The sequence below is a fragment of the Pseudomonas sp. B21-021 genome (assembly GCF_024749205.1).
In the GTDB taxonomy this organism is placed as follows: domain Bacteria; phylum Pseudomonadota; class Gammaproteobacteria; order Pseudomonadales; family Pseudomonadaceae; genus Aquipseudomonas; species Aquipseudomonas paraglycinae.
On record NZ_CP087192.1, the window covers coordinates 4,254,720 to 4,279,374 of the forward strand.

Sequence of the window (24,655 nt, forward strand, 5' to 3'; positions counted from 1 at the left end):
CTCGCGACGGCCTATGCCGCTTTGTTCAACGCATCCAGCGTCAGCGTTTTCAATAACCCCTTACGCTCCTCGGCCAATGCCAGCAACTCTCGCTCGTACACTGGCTGCGTCAGCGCCCCCGTCACATGTCGCGCGAACAACGCCTCCTGCCTTGTATTGAATTCCAGAGCATTCTGCCCAAACGCTTGCGGATGCCGTCTTTTCAGATATTTGCGCCAGAAGCGTTGCTCGATGATCTGGTTGACCAGCCCTTCACCCGCCTCAAGTCCCAGGATGGAGTCATAAGCCTTATCAATCTGGGCATCCGTGACCTCGCCTATCTCCCGAAACAACATGCCCCGCGATTGCCACGGCAGTTCCAGCCGTTGCGCCAGGCCGGTCTGGAACGCCAGATAAATTTCCACCTCATCGATCGTGCCAGTCATGTCCCCGTCTTCATCCACTGCGATAAATGTTTCACCAGCCTGCAGACGGGACCTGACAGTGGCCCGTGCAATCTCATTGACCTGATCCAGTCGGGATTTGCCTTTGGCCAGCGTTATCAGTGCAGCTTCAATCTGCTCGGGAGTGCCCGCCATATGAGCTTCGCGGATCAATACCTTGATGCCCATTTCATTGAATATCTGCGCACCGGCATCCGCGCACGATTCTGGATGGATGGCCATGCCAAACAGCTCCTCGCGCAACGGCGCGTCTTGCGTAGCCGCATCAATCATTCGCCAAACCCGCTGCGTAAGCTCCGCACGGTTCGCAGCTTCGATGTAATCAGCCGATTCGACCAACTGCTCCAGAACTTCGAAAAAACCCTGGGAGTCCGCTTGCGCCTCAAGCTGATTCCACCTGGTCTGCCTGCTCTGCAGTTCCGAGCCGTTCACACCCTCCAGCCAGTGCACACTGGTTTTCTCACCCTTGGGCGGATAGCTGCGAGCGGGGTCATAACCAACTGAACGCATGCAGGCCTGAAACTGTTCACGAACCGGGTCAGGCAATCGATCACGGCTCAAACGTGTACGGGCAACCAGTCTGGCCTGTTCGGAGCCAGGTACCACTTGAGGTATTCGAGCAATCGGATTGTCCAGCAGATCCAGTTCGAAGCCCCGCGGCCTTGCCAGGGCAAACAATCCTTGGGGCCAATCCACCAGACCGCTGCCATGCAGATCCAGCGTCACAAGCTCAGACAGGCGACTGATGTCCGGTGGCCGCGACAACGCTGGGTTATTCCCAAGACTCAACGTTTGCAGATGAGTCAGAGCCGCCAGTTCCGCGACACTTTCAGCGCTCAGGCTCAATTGGTTGGCGGACATATCCAACGACTCCAGCCCCCTCAAGCTCCCCTTCAGACTCGGCAGTGCAACAAGGTTGTTGTCGCTTAAGTCCAGTGATTTCAGATCGGGGAAATAATCCAGAAATCCATCGATATCGGTACGCAACTCCGCACTGCGAAACCGCAAGGCGCTGACATGCGGGAACTCGACGTCCAGCGTCGGCAGATATTCCAGGAAGTCACTGGTCCAGTGAAAGTCCAGATCCAGGGTGTAACCGTTCGCCGAAGGTGTATGCGCGGCTTGCCAGCAACGCTTGATCGCCTCGGCAAAGCGTCCCTTGTGGTAACGCTGATCCATGGGCAACAAATCACCCTTCTCGATGGCCACCCACCCGTCCAGGGTATCGCTCATTGCCTGATAGTTTTGCTCTAGCTCGCCAATCCGTTGCAGTGCCTGAGCTGGTGTGCCTGACTTGCGGACAAAATCAACGAAGGTCTGTTCGGTCGACTGTGGATAGAGCGCCTTGAAGCGCGCCTCCAGGCCTGGCATGTCTCCCGTGCCGAGTGGTGTCTCATCGACGCGTTCGTGATCTTGCGCAACGGTCGTTTCCGGCTCCGAGGTACGCAAACGCGATCGACCATCGCTCGACTCCACGACTTCCATTCGCTCGATCAATGGCGATGACTTGAGCGGTTTCAAGGCAGTCAGCACCTCACCTGCCGCTACCAGAGCGCCCAACTGAATAAGGTCTTCGGCCACGCCGAGGACGTGCTCTGCCGCTTCAATGCGCTGCCCTTCAGACCACTCCACAATGCCTTCGAAGGTTTCATCCAGCAGCTGATAAGCGGTGTAGGCCAGCATCAGCTCGCCCAAAAGAGGCGCAAAGGGTGCGGCAACGAAGAGGCCAACCTCAAGCACAGTTAGAGCGACCTTCTGAAAACTGTCCCAACGCGCCCAGCGCGACTTCGCGTCTTCATCGCCAGTCGGAACGGCCCGAGTCCTGGCGTCGGCGAACAACTGATTCAAGTGACGTGTAAAGACGTGGTCCCAGACTTCACCGGCAATTCTTGCACCGGCCAGTCTCAAATCCGGATTGGCCACCGGCTCGGGGCGCCACGTCGGCTGTTGCGTACCAGGATCGGACGCATGCCATTTCAGTTCTACAAGCCGCTCATTGAGCTGAAAGAAGAAATTCCCACGGTGCCGATGGGGAACGAAACGACTGAAAAACTGCTGGTAATCCGGATCCCGCAACTGGTCGGTCAGCACCGCCGCGAAACGGGCAGCCGAGGGATATTGCCTGACCGGATGCCGGGGATCATGAGGGACGTAGGCAATGACAGGCTCGACCGAGCGGCTGCCCTCAAGGTCTGCCGCGATCAGAAGGATTGAACTCAGATCGATCCCCATCATCGTGACCGTATGGCAATGCAGGTTTTTTACGCCGAGCGTTAATAATCGGTCTCCTTGTGTCAGCCGCAAAAGCAGCGCATGGGTCTGCGAATCAATGTCTCCTTTCAGGAGCGCGAGTTCGCTGGCTACCACCAGAGCGTCTTTTTCACAGGTCTGAAACGCCAGTTGCAGCCGTGCCTTGACCACCGGTTGGGTGAAGTCGAAAAAACCGTTCAGACAGGTCTGGTATTGGCGACCGATATCCAGTTCACGACAGAGTGAGGCAAAGGCCTCGACTGACAGCCGAGACTTGACGGGGACGATCTCGAACTGCCCCGTCGCCGAAGGTCGGGTGATGAACTGGCTGGCTGCGTCGAAATAACCGCCTCGTGTTTCCTCGACTTCGAAGTTGTTCAGCGCCGCTTCGAGCAAGGACAGTGTCCGCATTTCAAACCCACCGGCCAACCCCGTTGAACGATAGGTTCTGAGATAAGTCGTTCTGATATCGACTGTGATGCCGAATCGGGTCTTGAGCGCTTCGATCAATAACGACTCGGCGAACGCTTCGATTTCCTTGAGACGGCCAAAGATCCTGTCGGACTGGTTGCGTGATTGCCAACTGGCCTCAAGTGCCTTTTTGAGGGCCATGCGTTGCGCTGCCGACGCCTGGTGATACCAGGGCAGATCACGCCCGGCTGCTGTCCGCATGGCGAGACGATGAGCGTCTCTGGACTTCAACAACCAGGAAGGAATTGAACCTGCGATGGATCGGGCTGCTGCGTTGTCGGGCGATTGTTGGCTGCTGATCCGTACGTTTTGCATGTTAAAGCTGTCATCCATGACATTAAGGGCCCTGGAGTCTACAAAAAACGCAGCGCTGTTCGTTTCGGGCTCTGTTTCGAAACATGTGGCGGCTTGTGGTCGCACCTGCAATCGGCAAAGGGTTTGAGTCATTTACCGGGAAATGACGTTTTTTGCGTGTTATCTGCCGTTTTGCGGCCTTGCTCTGTGCGCCTGCGTCTACGATGCTTGGAGAACAACGACAACACCTGAGTAACCGCCATGAAAACCGTCGCCCAGCTGCTCAAGCTCAAAGATCCGAAAAATCAGGAAGTGCACCAGATCAAGCCCGATCACATGGTGCTCGAAGCGCTGATGAAAATGGCCGAAAAGAACGTCGGCGCCTTGCTCGTGGTGGAAGACGACAAAGTGGTGGGCATCATCAGCGAGCGCGATTACGCGCGCAAACTGGTGCTGCACGGGCGCTCTTCGGTGGGCACGCCGGTGCGCGACATCATGGTGGCGAACGTGATCACGGTGGACACCCACCAGACCGTCGACACTTGCCTTGGCATCATGTCCGACAAACGCCTGCGCCACTTGCCCGTGGTGGAAGACGGCAAACTGATCGGCCTGCTGTCGATCGGCGACCTGGTTAAGGAAGCGATTGCCGAACAGGCCGAGCTGATCAAACAGCTGGAGCAGTACATTCGCGGGGAGTAATCAGCCAGGCCAATGCCGCGCAAAGACCGGCGCCAGCACCGGGTGTCGGTCGATGCGTTGCAGCCACGCATGGAAACCGGGCCGGGTCTGACGCAGGTGTTCGCGGGCACCGGCCCAGCGCGTAACCACCGCCGCCAGCACATCCAGTGCCCCCGGCGTTTCATCGTCCAGGTACAACTCGGCGGAGAACTGGTCGGCAAACACCTCCCAGGTCCAGTGCAGTCGCTCCCGCGCACCCGCCATCAGATTCTGCCGCGAGGCCTCGTCCGGCATCACCAGCCAGCGTTCCGGGTAATCAATGATCCCGATGGCCGCATAGCAATTGCTGACGATGTACACCAGGCCCCGAATCGCCTGATCGCGGTCAGCGCCATTGGCCGGCAGCAGGCCGGATTGCGCAAAGCTTTGCCCCAGATGAATCAGGATCGCCGCACTTTCGGTGATTGCACTGCCGTCCGGCAGTTGCAGGGTCGGGATCTGTTTGAGCGGATTGAGCCGCGCCAGCTCCTGCGCCGCTTCCGCGCTGGCCTCGATATCGATGAAGCGGTAAGCCACCTGGCACAGCTCGAGCGCCGCCTCGATGGCCGCCGCCCCTGAATTGCGATGTCCGTAGAGCTGATACATATCCCCTCCTCCACTGCGAAAGGCATCCTGCCTGGCCCTATTTATAGCTGTTGTATCGAATTTGGCACGGATTGCGCATTCATCGGCAGCTTGCGAATCCCTGATCTCGCAAAACAGCGCTGGCGGTGCCCATCCCGCACCAAGAGCAATCAGCGAACGCTATCCGCGTTCTTGTAAGGTGCGATACCGAACCAAAAGTTCGCGTATCCGAGCTGGCAACAAGGAGTTCACCGCGTGAATCTTCATCTGCTGCGCCACACTCTTCTCTCCGTGCCCTTGTACCTGCGCCGTGTTCGTCCTGCGAACTGTCCGTGCATTCCCTTTATTACCTGAACGCCTGCACTATTTATTTTTTAAATAGCACGCAAGAAATCATTGCGTGCGCGCTGCATTAATGAATGCAACAACACATTGTTCGACAATAACTTCCAGACAGCACACCGCTACAACTTTTGCTGTTCGGCGTTAATGTCCGAAGCGCACCAAAACTGCACTTTCAACCATTTCACCGAACAAGCGGAACAACCGACTTTACTTAGACAAGAACAAGGAACATTCGCCTGTGACCCGCTAAAACACTGACCCGCACCAAATCAGTCCGCCACGCACCATCACGCGCCCTGGCCGACACGAGAACAGCCGCTCTATCTCGCTGAACAGCGCGATACCGCGCCAGGCCTGTCTCGCCCTTGAAAAAGCCTTGCAAACAGGGCCGTCGGGAGGTTATGCGCCCATGAAAACCGGCGTGCCTGATGAAACTTATATAAATGCGACATACGTATCATCCGTGAAATAACCGCTACACATTTGTTTACTGTTTGGCACAGCGGTTGCTATTGCATCCACCATGAGGGCAAGAACGATGTTCGCCACTCAATTGCACACTCTCTTATAAAAGAACAGCCACGGACCGGATCAATGAACCATCGAAGTCGGCACTACTGAAGCAACAAGCTGCACAAGCCCTGTTCAATAGATAGTTCAACTATCGGCTTCTGCACACCTGCATGAAATTTGCGACCACTCACTCGAACAACGCTGTGTTGTTCGAACGGCACCTTATTGCCCTTCATCCACCCGAGGGAGCTTTAATGAACGATGCGGTAAAGCACAGAACGCCGCCGGGGCCAGTACCGAACGCAGCGCTTGCGTCGGTGGCGGGGCGGCCCGTCTACAAGGCCAACACTTCTCAGCCCGGCGGCCTGAACAAACAGCAGATGCTGTTGCTGGTGGCGGTGTCGGCGCTGATACACGGCGGCGCCTGGTGGTTTTTCCAGCAGGCGCGGGCCGAACCGCTGCCGACGCCACCGGAAATTCCGGAAATGACCGTCGAGCTGACCAGCCCGACACCGCCGGCCCCGCCGACACCGGAACCGCCACCCCCACCACCGCCACCGCCCGAACCGGAACAACCGGTGGAAGACGAGGACGCGGTCAAGCCGCCGCCCAAACCGGTGGAGAAACCCAAGCCGATCGAAAAACCGAAACCGGTCGAGAAACCCAAACCGGTGAAAAAGGCCGAGCCGCCGAAAGCGCCGCCCGCCCCTGCGCAACCGGCAGCACCTGCCGCCCCTGCCACCCCGAGTGCGCCACCGGCACCTGCGGCGGCACCGGGCCCGGTGAAAGAGTCGGCGGCGATTTCCGGCCTCGCCAGCCTCGGCAACCCGCCGCCGGAATACCCGTCGCTGGCCCTGCGGCGCAACTGGGAAGGCAGCGTGGTGCTGCGGATTCAGGTGCTGGCCAACGGTCGCGCAGGCTCGGTGACGGTGACCAAATCCAGCGGCAAGCCGCAACTGGATGAAGCGGCGGTTGCAGCGGTGAAGGCCTGGAAGTTCATCCCGGCCAAACGCGGCGACACACCGATCGACGGCTTCGCCACCCAGACCATCGATTTCAAATTGCCGCAATGACGGCGCGACAACCGAACTCACAACCGATTAACGCAAGCGAGGTGTAGCCATGAACGATTCTTTGTCTTCGATGATTGTCCCCGGCGTGCTCTGGGGGCTGGTGCTGTTTTCCGTGGTCAGTTGGGCGATCCTGCTGGTCAAGTCGGCGCAATACCTGCGCCAGAAAACCCAGAATAAACAGTTCAGCAAAGCCTTCTGGGGCGCACCGGACCTGCTGACCGCCGCCGAACACGCCAGCCAGTATCCGGGCTCGCTGGCGCGGATCGCCAGCAGCGGTTTCGAAGCCTTGCTGGTGGAAGAATCCCCGCGCACCACCCAGCAACTGGCGCACACCATCAACCGTTCCGACCGACTGGAGCGCAACCTGCGCCAGCAGATCCAGAAGGAACGCCGCTCGCTGGAAAACGGCCAAGCGATCCTCGCCAGTATCGGCAGCACCGCGCCGTTCATTGGCCTGTTCGGCACGGTGTGGGGAATCATGGAAGCCTTGCAAAGCATCGGCGCCAGCGGTTCGGCCAGCCTGGAAACCGTGGCCGGGCCCATCGGCCACGCGCTGATCGCTACCGGTGTGGGGATTGCCGTCGCGGTACCGGCGGTGCTGATTTACAACTTCTTCCTGCGGCGCCTGAAGCTGGCCTCGGCGGACATGGATGACTTCGCCCACGACTTCGACGCCCTCGCCTCGCGCAGCGCGTTTTCCATCAGCCGCCAGGCCATCGCCAAATCCACGGCCGCCGTGCGGGAGGCCAGCTGATGTCGTTTTCCACTCAAGACAGCGATGAAGTGCTCAGCGAAATGAACGTCACGCCGCTGGTGGACGTGATGCTCGTGCTGCTGGTGGTGTTCATCGTCACCGCGCCGCTGATGACCAACGCGATCAAGGTCAACCTGCCAAAAACCGACGCCGTCGCCCCCGCCGAAAAGAAGGATCCGGTGGTGGTCAGCGTCGATCAGGACGGCAAGTTCTTCCTGGCCAAGACCGAGCTGGCGCCGGAATCACTGGAGGCCAGCCTCAAGGAGGTCAAGGCCAAGGACGCCGAAGTGCGCGTGCAGCTGCAGGCCGACTCCGCCGTGAATTACGGCCAGGTCGCCAAAGCCATGGCGTCCATCGAGCGCTCGGGCATCACCAAGATATCGGTGATGACCACCCGCTGACGGCGGTGCCGGGCGCGCAGTGAGGGACGCGCCCGGCACCGTTCGTTGAATCCCGTCGCAATCGGCCGACCGAAAAAACGCAACGCGTCTTCGGAGGGGATCGGCTTGCTTGAAGAAAGTGGTTTTCGCGGCGCGGCACCACCGTGCTCCGTGCAAAGAGGGCTCACAAGGCCATTTCGATAAACGTCTAACAAAGTCGGAAACAACCATGCTGATGAACACTCCACGCTTCACGCTCAAACCCTTGGTGGCGACGATTTCCCGCCACCGTTTCGTTCCGTTGTACCTGGTGGCCATGGGGATGGGCGCCGGGGTTCAGGCTGCCGAGGACGACAACAGCGTCCCGGCCGCCGCGGCGGTGGTCGCGCCGACCACGCAACTGCAACGGGTCGAAGTGACCGGTTCGGCGATCCGTCGGGTCGACGCGGAAACGGCGGTGCCGATCACCGTGCTCAAGGCTGAAGAGCTGCGCAAACAGGGCGTGACCACCACCGCCGAACTGGTGCAGCGCATCACCGGCAGCCAGTCGATCAACAACAGCGCGGGCTCGGTCGGCGCAGCCACCGGCGGCGCCTCGTTCGCCGACATGCGCGGCATCGGCGCGAACAAGACGCTGGTGCTGCTCAACGGTCGCCGACTGGCCAACAACGCCCTGTCGGGCACCAACTCGGCCGGCGGCGCGGTGGATCTGAACATGATCCCGTTTGCCGCGATCGAGCGCGTGGAAGTGCTGCGCGACGGCGCCTCGGCCCTGTACGGCACCGATGCCATCGGCGGCGTGATCAACTTCATCACCAAGAAATCCATGACCGACGGCCAGCTCACCCTCGGCGGCGAAACCCCGACCCATAGCGGCGGCGGTGCGACCAAGGACATGAGCGCCAGCTGGGGCTACGGTGACCTGGAGCAGGACCGCTTCAACGTGCTCGGCGTGTTCAACTACAACAAGCAGCAGAACCTCGACGCCAACGACCGCTCCTTCGCCCGCGACTACGTGCCCGGCCGTGGCCTGGACCAGACCTCCGGCACCGCGTTTCCCGGCAACTACAGCCAGAACGGCAACGCCACCAACCCGCTGGCCAACAGCAATTGCAACGGCCCCAACCTGGTGGCCCGTGACGGTCTCTGCCGCTTCAGCACCCGCGAGTACATCGACCTGGTGCCGCAGACCGAGAAGACGTCGTTCTTCGGCAAGACCACCGGCAAACTGGCCGACGACCACAACGTCAACCTCGAATACTTCTGGTCGCGCAACAACAACGCCACCGCTGTCGGCCCGGCGCCATTGACCGGCCTGAGCCTGGATTCGTCCTCGCCCTACTACCCCGGCAACGGCATCACCCCGGCGCCCACCGGTTTCGCCCTCGATCCGACGCAACCGGTGGACGTGAACTGGCGCGAAACCGCCGCCGGCCCGCGCGAATCGAAAGACCAGAACACCAGCCAGCGCTTTTTGCTGAGCTTCGACGGTCTGGTCGGCGGCTGGGACTACAACGTCGGCGCCTCTTACAACCAGAACAAGATCGTCTCCAGCGTCACCAGCGGCTACGTCAGCGATCAGGCGATGATCGACGGTCTGGCCAGCGGCCTGCTCAACCCGTTCGGCCCGCAGACCAGCGCCGGTCAGCAGTACATCGATCAAGCGATGTACCACGGCGCCTATTCCACGGCCGTCGGTCGGGTCGCCGGTTTCGACGGGCGGATCAGCCGCGAAATCGGTGACTGGTTCGGTGCCGGCCCGTCGGGTCTGGCGCTGGGCGGCGAGTACCGGAAAGAGAAATTCCACCAGGACTTCGAAGCCTTCGCCGGCGACATCCAGAGCCTGGGCATTGACCCGGCCGGCAGCGTCGAGGGCGACCGCAGCGTGAAAGCCGCCTACGCGGAAATCAACGTGCCGGTGCTCGACAGCCTGGAACTGTCCGCCGCCGTGCGTCACGACAAATACAGCGACTTCGGCAGCACCACCAACCCGAAATATTCGTTCCGTTATCAGCCGCTCAAGGAGCTGGTGGTCCGCGGCGCCTACAGCGAAGGCTTCCGCGCGCCGTCGCTGTATGAGTTGTATTCGCCGCGCAGCATCACCTACACCCAGGGCTACTACAACGACCCGGTGCTGTGTACCGGCGGCGTGGTGCAACCGGGCGGCAACGGCGGGCGCGATTGCGGTCAGCAGTTCCTCAACCAGATCGGCGGCAACGAAGACCTGGCCCCGGAGAAGGCGCGCAACGTGACGCTGGGCTTCGTCTATCAGCCAGTCAGCAATCTGTCCGTGGGACTGGATTTCTGGTGGATTCACATCTCCAACCAGATCCAGCCGTTCCCGGAATCCACCGTGTTCGATCAGGCCGGCAGCTACCCTGACCGCTTCGTGCGCAACGCCGACGGCACGCTCAATTACATCGTCACCGGCAACGCCAACCTCGGCATCGTCGAAACCAACGGCGTCGATGTGTCGCTGGACTATCGCTTCCCGAACACGCCGTACGGTCAATTCGGACTGGGCCTGCAAGGCACCTATGTCGACGAGTACGACTTCCAGAGCACCATCAAGGGCCCGTTCACCGACAAGGTCGGCGACTTCAAGGGTGACGGGGTGATTGCCCGCTGGAAACACAACCTGACCGGTTCCTGGACCTTCGGCGCCGCCCGCGCGGCGCTGACCAACCGCTTCACCACCGGCTACAACGACTACGACCGCGAGACCAACGCGCGGGTCGCATCGTATTCGGTGTGGGACCTGTCGGCCGGCTACACCTTCGACAAGGTGCTGGACGTCGATGCCGGGGTGAAGAACCTGTTCGACCGCGATCCGCCGTTCTCCAACCAGGCCTACAACTTCCAGAGCGGTTATGACCCGCGCTACACCGATCCGCTGGGCCGCACGCTGTTTGCGCGCATGACGTACCACTTCTGAGTCCCGGTCGGGGCCGCGCAAGACTCCGGCCGGCCCCTTCCCCTTGCGAATTCGCATCCCGCAGCGGCCTGCCGCCGCTTCGGGTTTTTCCGGCTCAGAGGAACGACTTCATGACATTCATGCGCAACATGGCCGGCCTGCTGCTCGGCAGCGCGCTGCTGTGCAACGCGGCAGCTGCACTGGCCGGCGGCAGCTACGCGATGACGGTGTACGGCGAGGCGCCGAAATACCCCGCCGGTTTCCAGCACTTCGATTTCGTCAATCCCGACGCCCCCAAGGGTGGCTCGCTCAGCCGCGCTTCGATGGAGATCGGTCAGTACAACTACATCACTCCGTACGCCGATCAGGGCATTTCCGTGGTGCAGGTCAACGACTGGGTGTATTCGCCGCTGGCGTTCCGCTCGCTGGACGAGCCCTACACCGTCTACGGTCTGGTGGCGCAATCCATGGAGCGCGATCCCGGCGGCCTGTGGGTGCGTTTCAATCTGAATCCCGAGGCGCGTTTCGCCGACGGCACACCGATCACCGCCGAAGACGTGCGCTACACCTTCGAGCTGTTGATGACCAAGGGCAGCCTGAGTTATCGCCAGCAATACGCCGATGTGCAGGACGTGCTGATCGAAGGTCCGCGGCAGATTCGCTTCACCTTCAAGAACAACCTCAACCGCACCCTGGCGCTGGATCTGGCATCGCTGCGGCCGGTGCCCGAGCACTGGTGGAAGACCCGCGACTTCGCCAACGGCGGCGGTTTCGAACCCCCGCTGGGCAGCGGCCCGTACCGGGTGAGCAAGGTCGACGCCGGGCGCAGCATCGGTTTCCAGCGCGATCCGGATTGGTGGGGCAAGGACTTGCCGGTCAGTCGCGGGCTATACAACTTCGACAGCCTGACCGTGAATTTCTACGGCGACACCGACGTCGCCCGACAACTGCTGCAGGCCGGCGCGTTCGACTACAACCGCGAGTTTTCCTCGTCCGGCTACGTGGTCGGCTACGACAGCCCGGCCCTGCGTGACGGTCGCCTGCAACAAGCGATTCTCGCCCCGGACAAACCGACCAGCGCCCAGGGGTTTGTGTTCAACCTGCAGAACCCGTTGTTCAAGGATCGCCGCGTGCGTCAGGCGCTGAGCCTGCTGTGGGATTTCGAGTGGACCAACAAGCAGATGATGCGCGGCTTCTACGTGCGCCAGAACAGCTACTGGCCGAAGAGTGAAATGGCCGCCACCGCCCTGCCCGACGCCGGCGAACTGGCGATCCTCGAACCGCTGCGCGGACAGATTCCGGACGAGGTTTTCAGCCGGGTCTATCAGGCGCCGAAAACCGATGGCAGCGGCTACATCCGCGACAAGCAGTTGCAGGCCCTGAAGCTGTTGGCCGAAGCCGGATGGACGCCGAAAAACAATCGGCTGGTGAACGCCGCCGGCGAGCCATTCGAATTCACCTTCCTCGACGGTCAGGGTGGCTTCGACCGCATGCTGCTGCCGTACAAACGCACCCTGGCGCAGATCGGCATCACCCTGAATCTGCGACGCATCGATTCGGCGCAGTACATCAACCGGCTCAACGCCCGGGACTACGACATGATCGTCACCAGTTTTCCGCGCAGCGGCGATCCGATCGTCTCGCCGGGCCGCGAGTTGTACAGCCTGTATGCCTCGCAGAGCGCCACGCAGGTCGGCAGTTCCAATTCGATGGTACTGGCGGACCCGGCGGTGGACCGGCTGATCGACGGCCTGGTCCAGGCCAATACCCGCGACGCCATGGTGCGTTACGCCCGCGCCCTCGACCGGGTGCTGCAATGGGGGGACTACATGATTCCCAACTACTACTCCAAAGGCACGCCGACGGTGTTTCAGAACCGTTTCGGCAGGCCGCCGGTGCAGCCGATCTACAGCGAAGGCCTCGATACGTGGTGGGAGGTCTCGGCCAAGCCGCTGACCAACCAGCAGATGAGTGCCCTGCACCAACTCGCGGGGGGCCAGTGACATGTGGCGTTATCTGAGTCGACGTCTGTTGCTGATCATCCCGACGCTGCTGTGCATTCTGGTGGTCAACTTCGTCATCGTGCAGGCCGCGCCCGGCGGCCCGGTGGAACAGGCCATCGCCCGCCTGCAAGGTTTCGGCGGGCACAGCATGGGCGGCGCCAGCGAGGTCACCGCGATCGGCGGTGCCGGGCGCAGCAGCCGTGGCCTGGACCCGGCGCTGATCGAAGAGATCAAGCACCACTACGGCTTCGACAAGCCGATGCACGAACGCCTGTGGCTGATGCTCAAGAACTACGCGCAACTGGATTTGGGCAGCAGTTTCTTTCGCGGTGCGAAGGTGACGGATCTGATCGTGCAGAAGCTGCCGGTGTCGCTGTCCCTTGGCCTGTGGGCGACGTTGATCACCTACCTGATTTCGATCCCGCTGGGCATTCGCAAGGCGATCCGCAACGGCAGCGCGTTCGATGTCTGGAGCAGCACGGCGATCATCGTCGGTTACGCGATGCCGGCGTTTCTATTCGCGATCCTGTTGATCGTGGTGTTCGCCGGGGGCAGCTACGTCAACTGGTTTCCGGTGCAAGGTCTTGTCTCCGACAACTTCGACAGCCTGAGCCTGTGGGGCAAGGTCGGCGACTACCTCTGGCACCTGGTGTTGCCGGTGACGGCGCTGGTGATTGGCGGTTTTGCGACGCTGACGATCCTGACCAAAAACAGCTTCCTCAACGAGATCAGCCGCCAGTACGTGATCACCGCGCGCGCCAAGGGCCTGACCGAAAGGCGCGTGCTCTACGGCCATGTGTTTCGCAACGCGATGCTGCTGGTAGTGGCCGGTGTGCCGTCGGCGTTGATCGAGGTGTTTTTCGCCGGCTCGCTGCTGATCGAAACCATCTTCAACCTCGATGGCCTCGGGCGCATGAGCTACGAAGCGGCGGTTTCACGGGACTACCCGGTGGTGTTCGGCACGCTGTTCCTGTTCACCCTGTTCGGCCTGTTGATCAAGCTGATCGGCGACCTCTGCTACACCCTGCTCGACCCGCGCATCGACTTCTCGGCGAGGACTGCCTGATGTTCACACTCTCCCCTCTGGGCCGGCGGCGCATTGCGCAATTCAAGGCCAACCGGCGCGGGCGCTGGTCGCTGTGGCTGTTCATCGGGCTGTGCCTGATCTGCCTCGGCGGCGAACTGATCGCCAACGACAAGCCGCTGGTGATCCGCTACCACAACGCCTTTTACTTCCCGATCCTCAGCGATTATCAGGAAACCGATTTCGGCGGCGAACTGCCGTTCCAGCCGGATTACGCCAGCAGCTACGTGCACAAACTGATCGAGGATCAGGGCGGCTGGATGCTGTTCCCGCCGGTCCCGTTCAGCTACGACACGGTCAATTACGACCTCACGGAACCGGCACCCAGTCCGCCGTCCTCCAGCAACTGGCTGGGCACCGACGATCAGGCGCGGGATGTGTTGGCGCGAGTGATTTTCGGCACGCGGATTTCGATTCTGTTCGCGCTGATCCTCACCGCTGTCAGTGCGCTGGTCGGCATCGTCGCCGGAGCGTTGCAGGGTTATTACGGCGGCTGGGTCGACTTGCTCGGGCAACGAGTGCTGGAGATCTGGTCAGGGCTGCCGGTGCTGTACCTGCTGATCATTTTGTCGGGGTTCGTCTCGCCGAGTTTCTGGTGGCTGCTGGGGATCATGGCGCTGTTTTCCTGGCTGGCACTGGTGGACGTGGTGCGCGCCGAGTTCCTGCGCGGGCGCAGCCTGGAATACGTCAAGGCCGCGCGGGCGCTGGGCCTGACGGACAGCGAGCTGATGCGCCGGCACATTCTGCCCAACGCCATGACCTCCACCCTCACCTACCTGCCGTTCATTCTGACCGGCGCCATCGCCACCCTCACCGCGCTGGATTTTCTTGGCTTCGGCATGCCCGCCGGCACCGCGTCGCTGGGTGAACTGATCGGCCAGGCCAAGCGCAATCTGCAAGCGCCGTGGCTAGGGCTGACGGCGTTTTTTGCCCTGGCGCTGATTCTGTCCCTGCTGGTGTTTATCGGCGAAGCCTGCCGTGACGCGTTCGATCCGCGATCCTGATCCCCGGAGCTGAAATGACCGACAACCTGATTGAAATCCGCGACCTGCGCGTCGCCTTCGCCGGGCACGAAGTGGTGCACGGTGTGAGCCTCGACATCCGCCGTGGCGAGTGCCTGGCACTGGTCGGCGAATCCGGCTCGGGCAAGTCGGTGACGGCGCACTCGATCCTGCGTTTGCTGCCGGCCAAGACCGTCAGCAGCACGGGCAGCATCCGCTACAACGGCGTGGACTTGCTGCACGCTAGCGAACAACAACTGCGCGGCTTGCGCGGCAATCGCATCGCGATGATTTTCCAGGAGCCGATGACCTCGCTGAACCCGCTGCACACGGTGGAAAAACAGATCAGCGAAGTGCTGGAGATCCACAAGGGACTCAAGGGCCGTGCCGCGCGCCAGCGCACGCTGGAGCTGCTGGAACTGGTGGGCATTCGCCAGCCGTTGCAGCGCTTGAAGGCCTATCCGCACCAGCTCTCCGGCGGCCAGCGGCAACGGGTGATGATCGCCATGGCGCTGGCCAACGAACCGGAATTGCTGATCGCCGATGAGCCGACCACGGCGCTCGACGTGACCGTGCAGCAGAAGATTCTCGAGCTGCTGATCGAGTTGCAGCAACGCCTCGGCATGTCGTTGCTGCTGATCAGTCACGACCTCAATCTGGTGCGGCGCATCGCCCAACGGGTGTGCGTGATGTGCCACGGGGAAATCGTCGAACAGGCCGACTGCGCAACGCTGTTCCGCACCCCGCAGCATGCTTACAGCCGCCTGCTGATCGAGGCGGAACCGTCCGGCGCACCGGTGCCGAGCCGCTACGATCACAACCTGCTGGAGGTGGATGATCTGAAAGTCTGGTTCCCGCTGCCCAAGGCGTTGTTCAGCCGCACCCAGGAATACATCAAGGCCGTGGACGGCGTGAGTTTCCGGCTGCAACGGGGCAAGACCCTGGGCATTGTCGGCGAGTCCGGCTCGGGCAAGTCGACACTGGGCCAGGCGATTCTGCGGCTGGTGGAATCCGAGGGCGACATTCGTTTCGGCAACAAGCAATTGAGCCTGCTCAATCAGCGATTGATGCGTCCGTTGCGGCGGCAGATTCAGGTGGTGTTCCAGGACCCGTTCGGCAGCCTCAGCCCTCGGATGTCGGTGCAACAAATCATCGCCGAAGGCCTGCTGACCCACGGCATCGGCACGGCCGAAGAGCGTGAAGCAGCGGTGATCCGCGTGCTGGAGGAAGTCGGCCTCGACCCGCAGAGCCGGCATCGTTATCCCCACGAATTCTCCGGTGGCCAGCGCCAGCGCATTTCCATCGCCCGGGCCCTGGTGCTGGAACCCGCTCTGATTCTGCTCGACGAACCGACCTCGGCGCTGGATCGCACGGTGCAGAAACAGGTGGTGGAATTGCTGCGGCAGTTGCAGATCCGCCATGGCTTGACGTACCTGTTCATCAGCCATGACCTGGCGGTGGTGCATGCGCTGGCGCACGACTTGATGGTGATCAAGGACGGCAAAGTGGTGGAACAGGGAGCGTCGCGCCAGATTTTTGCGGCGCCGCAGCATGCCTACACCCAGGCGTTGCTGAAAGCCTCCGGCCTGAAGCCTGACAAAGAACCCTGTGGGAGCGAGCTTGCTCGCGAAGGCGTCGGATCAGTCAGCATTTATGTGGCTGACACACCGTATTCGCGAGCAAGCTCGCTCCCACAGGGGGTAATCGATGGGGTTTGAAGTTTATTTTCCGGCCACTGCATCCAAACCGCTCCGTCACGGGTAGTCCCTGTAACAGCCCTCTTTCGGCTGTCAGCGGTTTACCCTTTTTCGGAGAAACACTGATGAACATCACCCAACTGATCGGCCTCACCGGTTTGCTCGCCGTCGCCTCGACAAGCTTCGCCCAAAGCAGTTATCCCGACGCGATCAAAGTGCCGGACGGCCACAAGATCGCGATGGAAACCACCGGGGTCGGCGAGATCACCTACGAATGCCGGGACAAGGCCAATGTCGCCGGCCAGACCGAGTGGGTGTTCGTCGGCCCGAAAGCGGTGCTCAACGATCGCAGCGGCAAGCAGGTCGGCACCTACTTCGGCCCGCCTGCCACCTGGCAGGCAAAGGACGGTTCGAAAGTCACCGGCACGCAACTGGCCGTTGCGCCATCGAGCCCGGGCAACCTGCCCTATCAACTGGTCAAGGCCAACCCCGCCGAGGGCAAAGGCGCCATGAGCGGCGTGAGCTATATCCAGCGCGTCGCGCTCAAGGGTGGCGTGGCGCCGGGCAGCGAATGCACGGCGGCGAACAAGGGCAAACAGGAAGTGGTGAAGTACCAGGCCGACTACATTTTCTGGGCGGCGAACTGAGCCTGACTGGACGTTTGGCCGATGCTTGCTAGATTGCAGGACATGCCATTACCCGAAACCGCGTTCGATTACGAAGCCCGCCTCGCCGCCTGTGCCCGCGGCGAGCGCGGGGCCCTGCGCGAATTGTATGTGCAGGAAAGCCCGCGGCTGCTCGGTGTGGCCCGGCGTCTGGTGCGTGATACGGCGCTGGCCGAAGACATCGTTCACGACGCATTCATCAAGATCTGGGCCGGCGCGGCGGGTTTCGATCCGGCGCGCGGTTCGGCCCGGGGCTGGATGTTCAGCGTGACCCGGCATCTGGCGCTGAATGTGCTGCGCAATCACGACCGGGAAACGCCGTTGAACGACAGCAACGAATCTTTGGGGATTGATGACGACTTCGATGCGCTGGCGCAATCGACCCGCATCCATCGCTGCCTGCATCAACTGGAACCGCAACGCCGCCGCTGCATCCTTCACGCCTACGTCGACGGTTACAGCCACGCGCAGATCGCCCAACGCCTCGACGCGCCGCTGGGCACCGTCAAAGCCTGGATCAAGCGCAGCCTCAATGCGTTGCGGGAGTGCATGGGATGACCACCGAATCGGCGCAGGAACGCGATGAACTGGCCAGCGAATACGTGCTCGGGACCCTCTCGGCCGAAGCGCGCGCCGAAGTGCAACGGCGCTTGCCCAACGAGCCCGAGCTGCAAGCGGCGGTGGATGCCTGGGAGCGGCGTCTGCTGGAACTGACCGACCTCGCCCCGGCGCATCAGCCCTCGTCGCAGTTGTGGCAACGCATTGAACGCAGTGTCGGGCAACTCACCCATAAGGTGGCGCCGGAGATTTCATGGTGGAACCGCCTGTCGCTGTGGCGCGGCTTGAGCGCTGCCGGGCTGGCCGCGACCTTGTTCTTGGGCTCGATCCTGCTGACTCAAACCACACCGAAACCGAGCTTTCTGGTGGTGCTGGTCGCCCCGCAGGACAAGGCGCCGGGCTGGGTGATCCAGGCCAGCAGTCCGCGGGAGATCCAGTTGATTCCGCTGGGCGTGGTCGAGGTGCCGGCCGACAAGGCACTGGAGTTCTGGACCAAGGCCGACGGCTGGCAGGGGCCGGTGTCGCTGGGGCTGGTCAAACCGGGCCAGGCGCTGTCGATCCCGCTGGACAAGCTGCCGCCGCTGCAACCGAACCAGTTGTTCGAACTGACGCTGGAAGGCGCCAACGGTTCGCCGATCGGCAAACCCACCGGGCCGATCCAGGCGATTGGCCGCGCAGTGAAGGTGTTGTGACAAACCATCATCGGCGTCGATGTTCACCATCACGTCAATGAAGTTCTCTTAAAAAATCCCGGGCGTAACATCGGCTCCATACCAAACAAACAACACCCCCGGAGCACACCATCATGAAACGCCAAGTCATCCTCAGCATTGCCCTCTCGGTTCTGGCCTTCAACGCATTTGCCGCCAAACCTGCCCACACCATGATCGCCGAAGGCGGTTCGGATCGTCTGATCGAACGCCGCGTTGCCGAAGGTGGCTCGGATCGTCTGATTGAACGTCGCGTTGCCGAAGGTGGCTCGGATCGTCTGATTGAACGTCGCGTCGCTGAAGGTGGTTCGGATCGCCTGATTGAACGCCGCGTTGCCGAAGGTGGTTCGGATCGTCTGATCGAACGCCGCGTTGCTGAAGGTGGCTCGGATCGTCTGATCGAACGTCGCGTCGCTGAAGGTGGTTCGGATCGCCTGATTGAACGCCGCGTTGCCGAAGGTGGTTCGGATCGTCTGATCGAACGCCGCGTTGCCTGAATGAATGGCTTGATCGCAACAACCCAGAAAAAACCCGGCTCCCGTCAGCCGGGTTTTTTTATTCCCTTTTGATCGTCCTCAGCCCTTGGCCATGCAGCGCCGATAGCGCTCGTCGACCCGTTTGGCAAACCACGCCGTGGTCAGTTTGCGGGTGATCTTCGGGCTCTGCAGCACGATGCCCGGCAACACCGCACGGGGCAGTGACTTGCCTTCCGCACGCTCCGCCAGTTCGAAGACCCGTTGATACAGTTTGGTCTCCTCGAAGGCCAGGCTATCGCCCTTCTCCAGTTGATCGCGGATCACCGGATTGCGCATGCCCAGTGATTTGCCGAGGGCGCGCACCGCCAGTTCAGTGCTGCCCGGCATGATCGCGCCCGGGCGGATCAGGTCGCCATCCAGCGCCAGCGGAATGCCTGACGCCCGGCTGACCGCGTTCTGAAACGCCGCATTGCGACTGGCGTACCAGCCGGCGTTGAAATCGGCGAATCGGTACAGCGGCTCGCGGTAACTCACCGGGTAACCCAGCAAATGGGCGATGCCGAAATACATCCCGCCGCGACGGCTGAACACCTCGCGGCGAATCGTTCCGTCCACCGGGTACGGATAGTCCTTGGCATGCTGCTCGGCGAATTCGATGCTGACCTGCATCGGTCCGCCGGTGTGCACCGGGTTGAAACCGCTGAACAGCGTGCGACCCATCGGCACCGAGCCGATGAAGTCGTCGAAAATCGCGCTCAATTCCTTTTCGCTGCGAGCGGCGCTGAGGCGTTCGCTGTAGGTCTTGCCGTTGGGCGAGCGCACCTGCAAGGCGCCGCTGACCAACAGGCTCGGGATATGCACCTTGGCGGCGCGGCGGTCGATTTCATCACGGGCGATCTTGCCCAGGCCGGGCACCGGCGGATCGACCTGGAAAGTGGATTCCTGCTCGGCGACGGCCAGCACCGAACACAGGTTTTGCGTGGTCGGGCTGATGCCCTGGGCGGCGAACGCGGCGTAGATGTCGGTGGCCCAGCCCTGGCGGTCGACGGTTTTTGCCGGCAGCAGGCGCACGATCTGCGCCTTGACCTCGGCGGGCGGGCGCGGCGCCGGTTCTTCGCTGCGTTGACCGGCGCAACCGGCCAGCACCAGCAGTGCGGCGAGGCTGATGAATAATCGAGGGGTGTGCATAACGCTTCATCCAGTCCGTTGAGCCGGGTTAACCCTACGCGCAATCGCAGGGTGCAGGATAGGACTGCGGGCCGGCGGCACTGTTCCATCGTCCCGTTTGGCAGGCCGACTGGCCGCCCTCGCCGTCTGATCCATACTTGCTGCTGCACACTCAGTGGCAAGCCTGGGGTCAGGACACGCGAGGAGGACAGACCATGAACCGCAGTGATGTTCTGATCATCGGCGCAGGCCCCACCGGACTGGTGCTGGCCCTGTGGCTGAGCAAACTGGGCGTGCGCGTGCGAATCATCGACAAGGCTTCCGCGCCGGGCACCACGTCGCGGGCGCTGGCGGTGCAGGCGCGCACCCTTGAGCTGTACCGGCAACTGGACCTGGCCGATGCGGTGGTGCGCAACGGTCACCGGGTGGCCGCGGCGAATTTCTGGGTCAAGGGCAAACCCGTGGCGCAACTGCCGCTGAACCGGATCGGCGAAGGCCTGACGCCCTATGCCTTTCTGGAAATGTACCCGCAGGACGAACACGAGCGACTGTTGATCGACCGCCTCGAAGACTACGACGTGACGGTCGAGCGCAACACGACGCTTGAGAGTTTCACGGAGAACGGCGACGGCCTCACCGCGCATTTGCGCCTGCCGGATGGCGAGCAGGAAATCTGTCAGGCCTGCTATCTGGCCGGGTGTGAAGGCGCCCGTTCGGTCGTGCGCAAAACCCTCGACACCGGTTTTCCCGGCGGCACTTATCAGCAGATTTTCTATGTCGCGGATGTGCAGGCCAGCGGCCCGGCGCTCAACGGCGAGTTGCATCTGGATCTGGATGAAGCGGACTTTCTGGCGGTATTCCCGCTGGCCGGCGAAGGCCGTGCGCGGTTGATCGGCACCGTGCGTGACGAACGTGCGGATCGCGCCGAAACCCTGGAGTTTTCCGATGTCAGCAGCCGCGCCATCGAGCATTTGAACGTGCACGTCGAGGACGTCAACTGGTTCTCCACCTACCGCGTGCATCACCGGGTCGCGGATCACTTTCGCAAGGGCCGGGCGTTTTTGCTCGGCGATGCGGCGCACGTACACAGCCCGGCTGGCGGTCAGGGCATGAACACCGGCATCGGCGATGCGATCAATCTGGCGTGGAAACTCGCGGCAGTACTCGGCGGCGCTGCCACGCCCACACTGCTCGACAGCTACGAAACCGAACGCATCGCCTTCGCCCGGCGACTGGTGTCGACCACCGACAAGGTCTTCAGCTTCGTCACCGCCGAAGGCCGCATGGCCGATCTGTTGCGCACGCGGCTGGCGCCGTTCCTGATTCCGAAAATGGCCTCATTCGAAACCAGCCGCGAATTCCTGTTTCGCACCGTCTCGCAAATCACCGTCAACTATCGAGGCATGGCGTTGAGCGAAGGCGTGGCCGGGCACGTGCACGGCGGCGACCGCTTGCCGTGGGCCCATGATGGCGAGGGGGATAATTACGAGCCGTTGCGCCATCCTTGCTGGCAGGTGCATGTGTACGGCGACACCAGCGACGAGATGATCGCCTGGTGCAATGAACATCACTTGCCGCTGCACGTGTTCGACTGGCGCCCGGCGTTTGAAACGGCGGGACTGGGGCGCAACGGCTTTTACCTGCTGCGCCCGGATACTTACGTGGCGATTGCCGACAACAGCGCGGATCCGAAGGTGATCGAACGGTATTTCCGTGATCACGGGATCCGGCCGTTTTTCAATTGCCCCTGACGGATCAGATCCCGGCCAGGGCCAGGTCCATCGCGAAGTAGGTGAAGATCAGATCCGCACCCGCGCGCTTGATCGCGCCGAGGCTTTCGCGCACCACGCGATCTTCGTCGATGGCCCCGGCCTGGGCGCCGAACTTGATCATCGCGTACTCGCCGCTGACCTGATACGCCGCCAGCGGCAGGGTCGAGGCTTCGCGGATGTCGCGGATGATGTCCAGGTACGCGCCGGCCGGTTTGACCATCAGTGCATCGGCGCCTTCCTGCTCGTCGAGCAAAGATTCGCGCAGGGCTTCGCGGCGGTTCATCGGGTTCATCTGATAGCTTTTGCGATCGCCTTTCAACGCGCTGCCGCCGGCCTCGCGGAACGGGCCGTAGAGCGCCGAGGCGAATTTGGTCGAGTAGGCCATGATCGGAATCTGCGTGAAGCCGGCATCGTCCAGCGCCCGGCGAATCGCCCGCACCTGGCCGTCCATCGCTGCCGACGGCGCGATCACGTCGGCACCGGCACGCGCTGCCGCCACCGCTTGCTTGCCGAGGTTGATCAGGGTCTGGTCGTTGTCGACTTCATGGTTGTGCATCACGCCGCAATGGCCGTGGTCGGTGTACTCGCAGAAGCAGGTGTCGGACATCACGATCATTTCCGGCACGGCGTCCTTGGCGATCCGCGACATGCGCGACACCAGACCGTTTTCGCGCCAGGTGTCGCTGCCGCTGGCGTCCAGGTGATGGGACACGCCAAACGTCATCACCGACTTGATCCCGGCACGGGCATAACGCTCGATCTCGCCGGCCAGTTTGCGCTCGGGAATACGCATCACGCCGGGCATGCTCTTGATCGGCACGAAGTCGTCGATCTCTTCTTCGACGAAGATCGGCAGCACCAGATCGTTGAGGGAAAACTCGGTTTCCTGGAACAGGCTGCGCAGGCTCGCATTGCGGCGCAGACGGCGTGGACGTGCTTCGGGGAACTGACTGGACATGGGGCCTTTCCTGAAAACAGCGGATGAGACGAAAGTCGTAGGGGGCGAAGCTTATGCCTTGCGGGGGACGGGGTACAAACCTGGATCAATCAACAGTGCGTTACCGGGCGCGCAATAATCTGCGCACCCGGCTGCAACAGGGTCAGGCAGGAATGGTCAGGCCGCGCACAACGGCCGGCCGCGCCAGGAAGCGCTCCAGCACCCGGGTGACGTTCGGGAAGTTGTTGATGCCGACCAGATCGCCGGCTTCGTAGAAGCCGATCAGGTTGCGCACCCACGGGAACGTGGCGATGTCGGCGATGGTGTAGCGCTCGCCCATGATCCAGTCGCGCCCTTCCAGGCGGGTGTTCAGGACGCTGAGCAGGCGTTTGCTTTCGTCGACGTAGCGGTCACGGGGACGTTTGTCTTCGTAGTCCTTGCCGGCGAATTTGTTGAAGAAACCGAGCTGGCCGAACATCGGGCCGATACCGCCCATCTGGAACATCAGCCACTGGATGGTTTCGTAGCGCAGCGCGCCTTCCTGGGCCAGCAACTGGCCACTCTTGTCGGCGAGGTAGATCAGGATCGCGCCGGATTCGAACAACGGCAGCGGTTTGTCCTCGGGACCGTGGGGGTCGAGGATCGCCGGGATCTTGTTGTTCGGGTTCAGCGACAGGAATTCCGGAGACATCTGGTCATTGGTGTCGAAGCCCACGCGGTGCGGCTCGTACGGCAGGCCGATCTCTTCGAGCATGATCGAGACCTTGACGCCGTTGGGGGTCGGCAGGGAATAGAGCTGAATCCAGTCAGGGTACTGCGCCGGCCATTTCTGGGTGATCGGGAACGCGGACAGATCAGTCATGTGTAGCATCCAGTCACAAAATGAAAGGCCTGAGCATAATCCACGATCAGCGCTCTGGCTCGGGTTCTTTACGCTCCCCTGCGCAGGCTTACTTAAATCCGCAACATCCTGTGGTTAACCTTCCCTCCAACCGCACAGGCTGAACGGTAAAGTGCGGCGCACTCAAGCGGATCGAACCAAACAGGCCTCAGGGGGCTCCAAGCAAGCCATTGATGACAGGGAAAACATCCGGCGCGCGAGCCCCGGTGCAGAGGTTTGTCAGCCTTAACCGAACAGACTGAAGAATCCTTATCCCATGACGAACTTGATGAAAGTCGCCAAACGCTTCAAACATCGCGCGTATGTGGCCCTGCCCACCCTGCTGGCGGTCAGCGCGCTGTTCCTGTCGCTGGAATCCAGCGAAAGCCGTGCGCAACCGGTGGACGGCACCCAGACCCTGGTGTTCCTGCGCCACGCGGAGAAACCCGCCGGCGGTCTCGGTCAGCTCAACTGCCAGGGCCTGAACCGGGCGATCGACCTGTCGACCCTGCTGCCGGAAAAATTCGGCAAGGCCGACTATGTGTTCGCCGCCAACCCGACGCGCAATGTCGAGGAAGGCGAGCTGGACAACTCCTACAGCTACATCCGCCCGCTGATGACCATCAGCCCGGCCGCGATCAAGCTCGGCCTGCCGGTGAACATCGAGTTCTCGGCCAACGACACCAGCGATCTGGCCCGCGAGCTGATCGAAGACAAGTACCACAATTCGACCATCTACACCGCGTGGTCCCATGGTTACCTGCCGGAGCTGATCAACAAGGTCGCGGGCAAGGCTGTCGGCGAGAAGCAGAAGATCACCGAGGATTGGGAGTCCAGCGATTACGACTCGCTGTATGTGCTGACCCTGACCTGGCACAACGGCAAGGCCAGCCTGCAGAGCCACAGCTACAAACAGGGACTGGATAACGGGCAGGAAAGCTGTCCGACCTGAGTTTGCCCGGG

General features: G+C 61.8%; 20 protein-coding genes. 15 read left to right on the forward strand and 5 right to left on the reverse strand.

From position 1 onward, the window contains the following. Nucleotides 1–11: 11 nt before the first annotated feature. Nucleotides 12–3,497 (reverse strand): NEL-type E3 ubiquitin ligase domain-containing protein, encoded by a 3,486-nt coding sequence (locus tag LOY31_RS19065; RefSeq protein WP_258712036.1) that lies wholly within the window; start codon nt 3,495–3,497, stop codon nt 12–14. Nucleotides 3,498–3,719: 222 nt separating this feature from the next. Between LOY31_RS19065 and LOY31_RS19070 the strand changes: the two genes are divergently transcribed. Then, on the forward strand, nt 3,720–4,160 hold the full coding sequence (locus LOY31_RS19070) for a CBS domain-containing protein (RefSeq protein ID WP_221533180.1): 441 nt from the start codon (nt 3,720–3,722) through the stop codon (nt 4,158–4,160). Here the strand turns inward: LOY31_RS19070 and LOY31_RS19075 are convergent, their stop codons facing one another. Then, complete coding sequence (locus tag LOY31_RS19075) at nt 4,161–4,784, reverse strand: glutathione S-transferase N-terminal domain-containing protein (RefSeq protein ID WP_258712037.1); 624 nt, start codon at nt 4,782–4,784, stop codon at nt 4,161–4,163. Between the two features lie 1,091 nt (nt 4,785–5,875). On the opposite strand from LOY31_RS19075, the gene LOY31_RS19080 reads away from it, so the two are divergent. From LOY31_RS19080 to LOY31_RS19135, 12 genes are all read left to right on the forward strand, one after another. Further along, nucleotides 5,876–6,694 (forward strand): TonB family protein, encoded by an 819-nt coding sequence (locus tag LOY31_RS19080; RefSeq protein ID WP_258712038.1) that lies wholly within the window; start codon nt 5,876–5,878, stop codon nt 6,692–6,694. 49 nt (nt 6,695–6,743) lie between these two features. Beyond that, a complete protein-coding gene (locus tag LOY31_RS19085; protein ID WP_085608298.1) occupies nt 6,744–7,448 on the forward strand; it encodes a MotA/TolQ/ExbB proton channel family protein in 705 nt (234 codons plus the stop codon). Next, nucleotides 7,448–7,849, forward strand: a complete 402-nt coding sequence (locus tag LOY31_RS19090; RefSeq protein WP_007959059.1) for a biopolymer transporter ExbD — start codon at nt 7,448–7,450, stop codon at nt 7,847–7,849. Before LOY31_RS19085 ends, LOY31_RS19090 begins: the two co-directional genes overlap by 1 nt. A 208-nt stretch (nt 7,850–8,057) precedes the next feature. After that, the gene (locus LOY31_RS19095) at nt 8,058–10,763 is read left to right on the forward strand and encodes a TonB-dependent receptor (protein ID WP_258712039.1); all 2,706 of its coding nucleotides are present in this window, start codon (nt 8,058–8,060) and stop codon (nt 10,761–10,763) included. Between the two features lie 110 nt (nt 10,764–10,873). Next, nucleotides 10,874–12,745: an extracellular solute-binding protein gene (locus LOY31_RS19100; protein WP_258712040.1), complete on the forward strand. Its 1,872-nt coding sequence runs from the start codon at nt 10,874–10,876 to the stop codon at nt 12,743–12,745. 1 nt (nt 12,746) lies between these two features. Next, on the forward strand, nt 12,747–13,811 hold the full coding sequence (locus tag LOY31_RS19105; protein ID WP_085686623.1) for a microcin C ABC transporter permease YejB: 1,065 nt from the start codon (nt 12,747–12,749) through the stop codon (nt 13,809–13,811). Beyond that, entirely contained in the window at nt 13,811–14,833 is a 1,023-nt protein-coding gene (locus LOY31_RS19110; RefSeq protein WP_258712041.1) for an ABC transporter permease, read from the forward strand. The genes LOY31_RS19105 and LOY31_RS19110 overlap by 1 nt, the downstream gene beginning before the upstream one ends. A gap of 14 nt (nt 14,834–14,847) precedes the next feature. After that, a complete protein-coding gene (locus LOY31_RS19115) occupies nt 14,848–16,548 on the forward strand; it encodes an ABC transporter ATP-binding protein (RefSeq protein ID WP_258712042.1) in 1,701 nt (566 codons plus the stop codon). Nucleotides 16,549–16,652: 104 nt separating this feature from the next. After that, nucleotides 16,653–17,174, forward strand: a complete 522-nt coding sequence (locus LOY31_RS19120; protein ID WP_236195380.1) for a DUF3455 domain-containing protein — start codon at nt 16,653–16,655, stop codon at nt 17,172–17,174. Nucleotides 17,175–17,216: 42 nt separating this feature from the next. After that, nucleotides 17,217–17,750: a sigma-70 family RNA polymerase sigma factor gene (locus LOY31_RS19125; protein WP_221535520.1), complete on the forward strand. Its 534-nt coding sequence runs from the start codon at nt 17,217–17,219 to the stop codon at nt 17,748–17,750. Beyond that, nucleotides 17,747–18,442 (forward strand): anti-sigma factor domain-containing protein, encoded by a 696-nt coding sequence (locus LOY31_RS19130; protein ID WP_258712043.1) that lies wholly within the window; start codon nt 17,747–17,749, stop codon nt 18,440–18,442. The genes LOY31_RS19125 and LOY31_RS19130 overlap by 4 nt, the downstream gene beginning before the upstream one ends. Nucleotides 18,443–18,555: 113 nt before the next feature. Beyond that, nucleotides 18,556–18,957 carry a phage infection protein gene (locus LOY31_RS19135; RefSeq protein WP_074689113.1) on the forward strand — a complete coding sequence of 134 codons (402 nt, stop codon included), beginning with the start codon at nt 18,556–18,558 and terminating at the stop codon, nt 18,955–18,957. A gap of 78 nt (nt 18,958–19,035) precedes the next feature. Here the strand turns inward: LOY31_RS19135 and LOY31_RS19140 are convergent, their stop codons facing one another. Then, on the reverse strand, nt 19,036–20,124 hold the full coding sequence (locus LOY31_RS19140; RefSeq protein ID WP_258712044.1) for a DUF1615 domain-containing protein: 1,089 nt from the start codon (nt 20,122–20,124) through the stop codon (nt 19,036–19,038). Nucleotides 20,125–20,318: 194 nt separating this feature from the next. On the opposite strand from LOY31_RS19140, the gene LOY31_RS19145 reads away from it, so the two are divergent. Next, nucleotides 20,319–21,854: an FAD-dependent oxidoreductase gene (locus LOY31_RS19145; RefSeq protein WP_258712045.1), complete on the forward strand. Its 1,536-nt coding sequence runs from the start codon at nt 20,319–20,321 to the stop codon at nt 21,852–21,854. A gap of 4 nt (nt 21,855–21,858) precedes the next feature. Here LOY31_RS19145 and hemB read toward each other — a convergent pair whose 3' ends face one another. Both hemB and LOY31_RS19155 read right to left on the reverse strand, forming a co-directional pair. Further along, nucleotides 21,859–22,833, reverse strand: coding sequence for a porphobilinogen synthase (gene hemB, locus LOY31_RS19150; RefSeq protein ID WP_085686639.1), 975 nt, complete (start codon nt 22,831–22,833; stop codon nt 21,859–21,861). 142 nt (nt 22,834–22,975) lie between these two features. Continuing rightward, nucleotides 22,976–23,674, reverse strand: coding sequence for a glutathione S-transferase family protein (locus LOY31_RS19155; protein ID WP_258712046.1), 699 nt, complete (start codon nt 23,672–23,674; stop codon nt 22,976–22,978). A gap of 295 nt (nt 23,675–23,969) precedes the next feature. On the opposite strand from LOY31_RS19155, the gene LOY31_RS19160 reads away from it, so the two are divergent. Beyond that, complete coding sequence (locus tag LOY31_RS19160; RefSeq protein ID WP_007958986.1) at nt 23,970–24,644, forward strand: hypothetical protein; 675 nt, start codon at nt 23,970–23,972, stop codon at nt 24,642–24,644. Nucleotides 24,645–24,655: the final 11 nt, after the last annotated feature.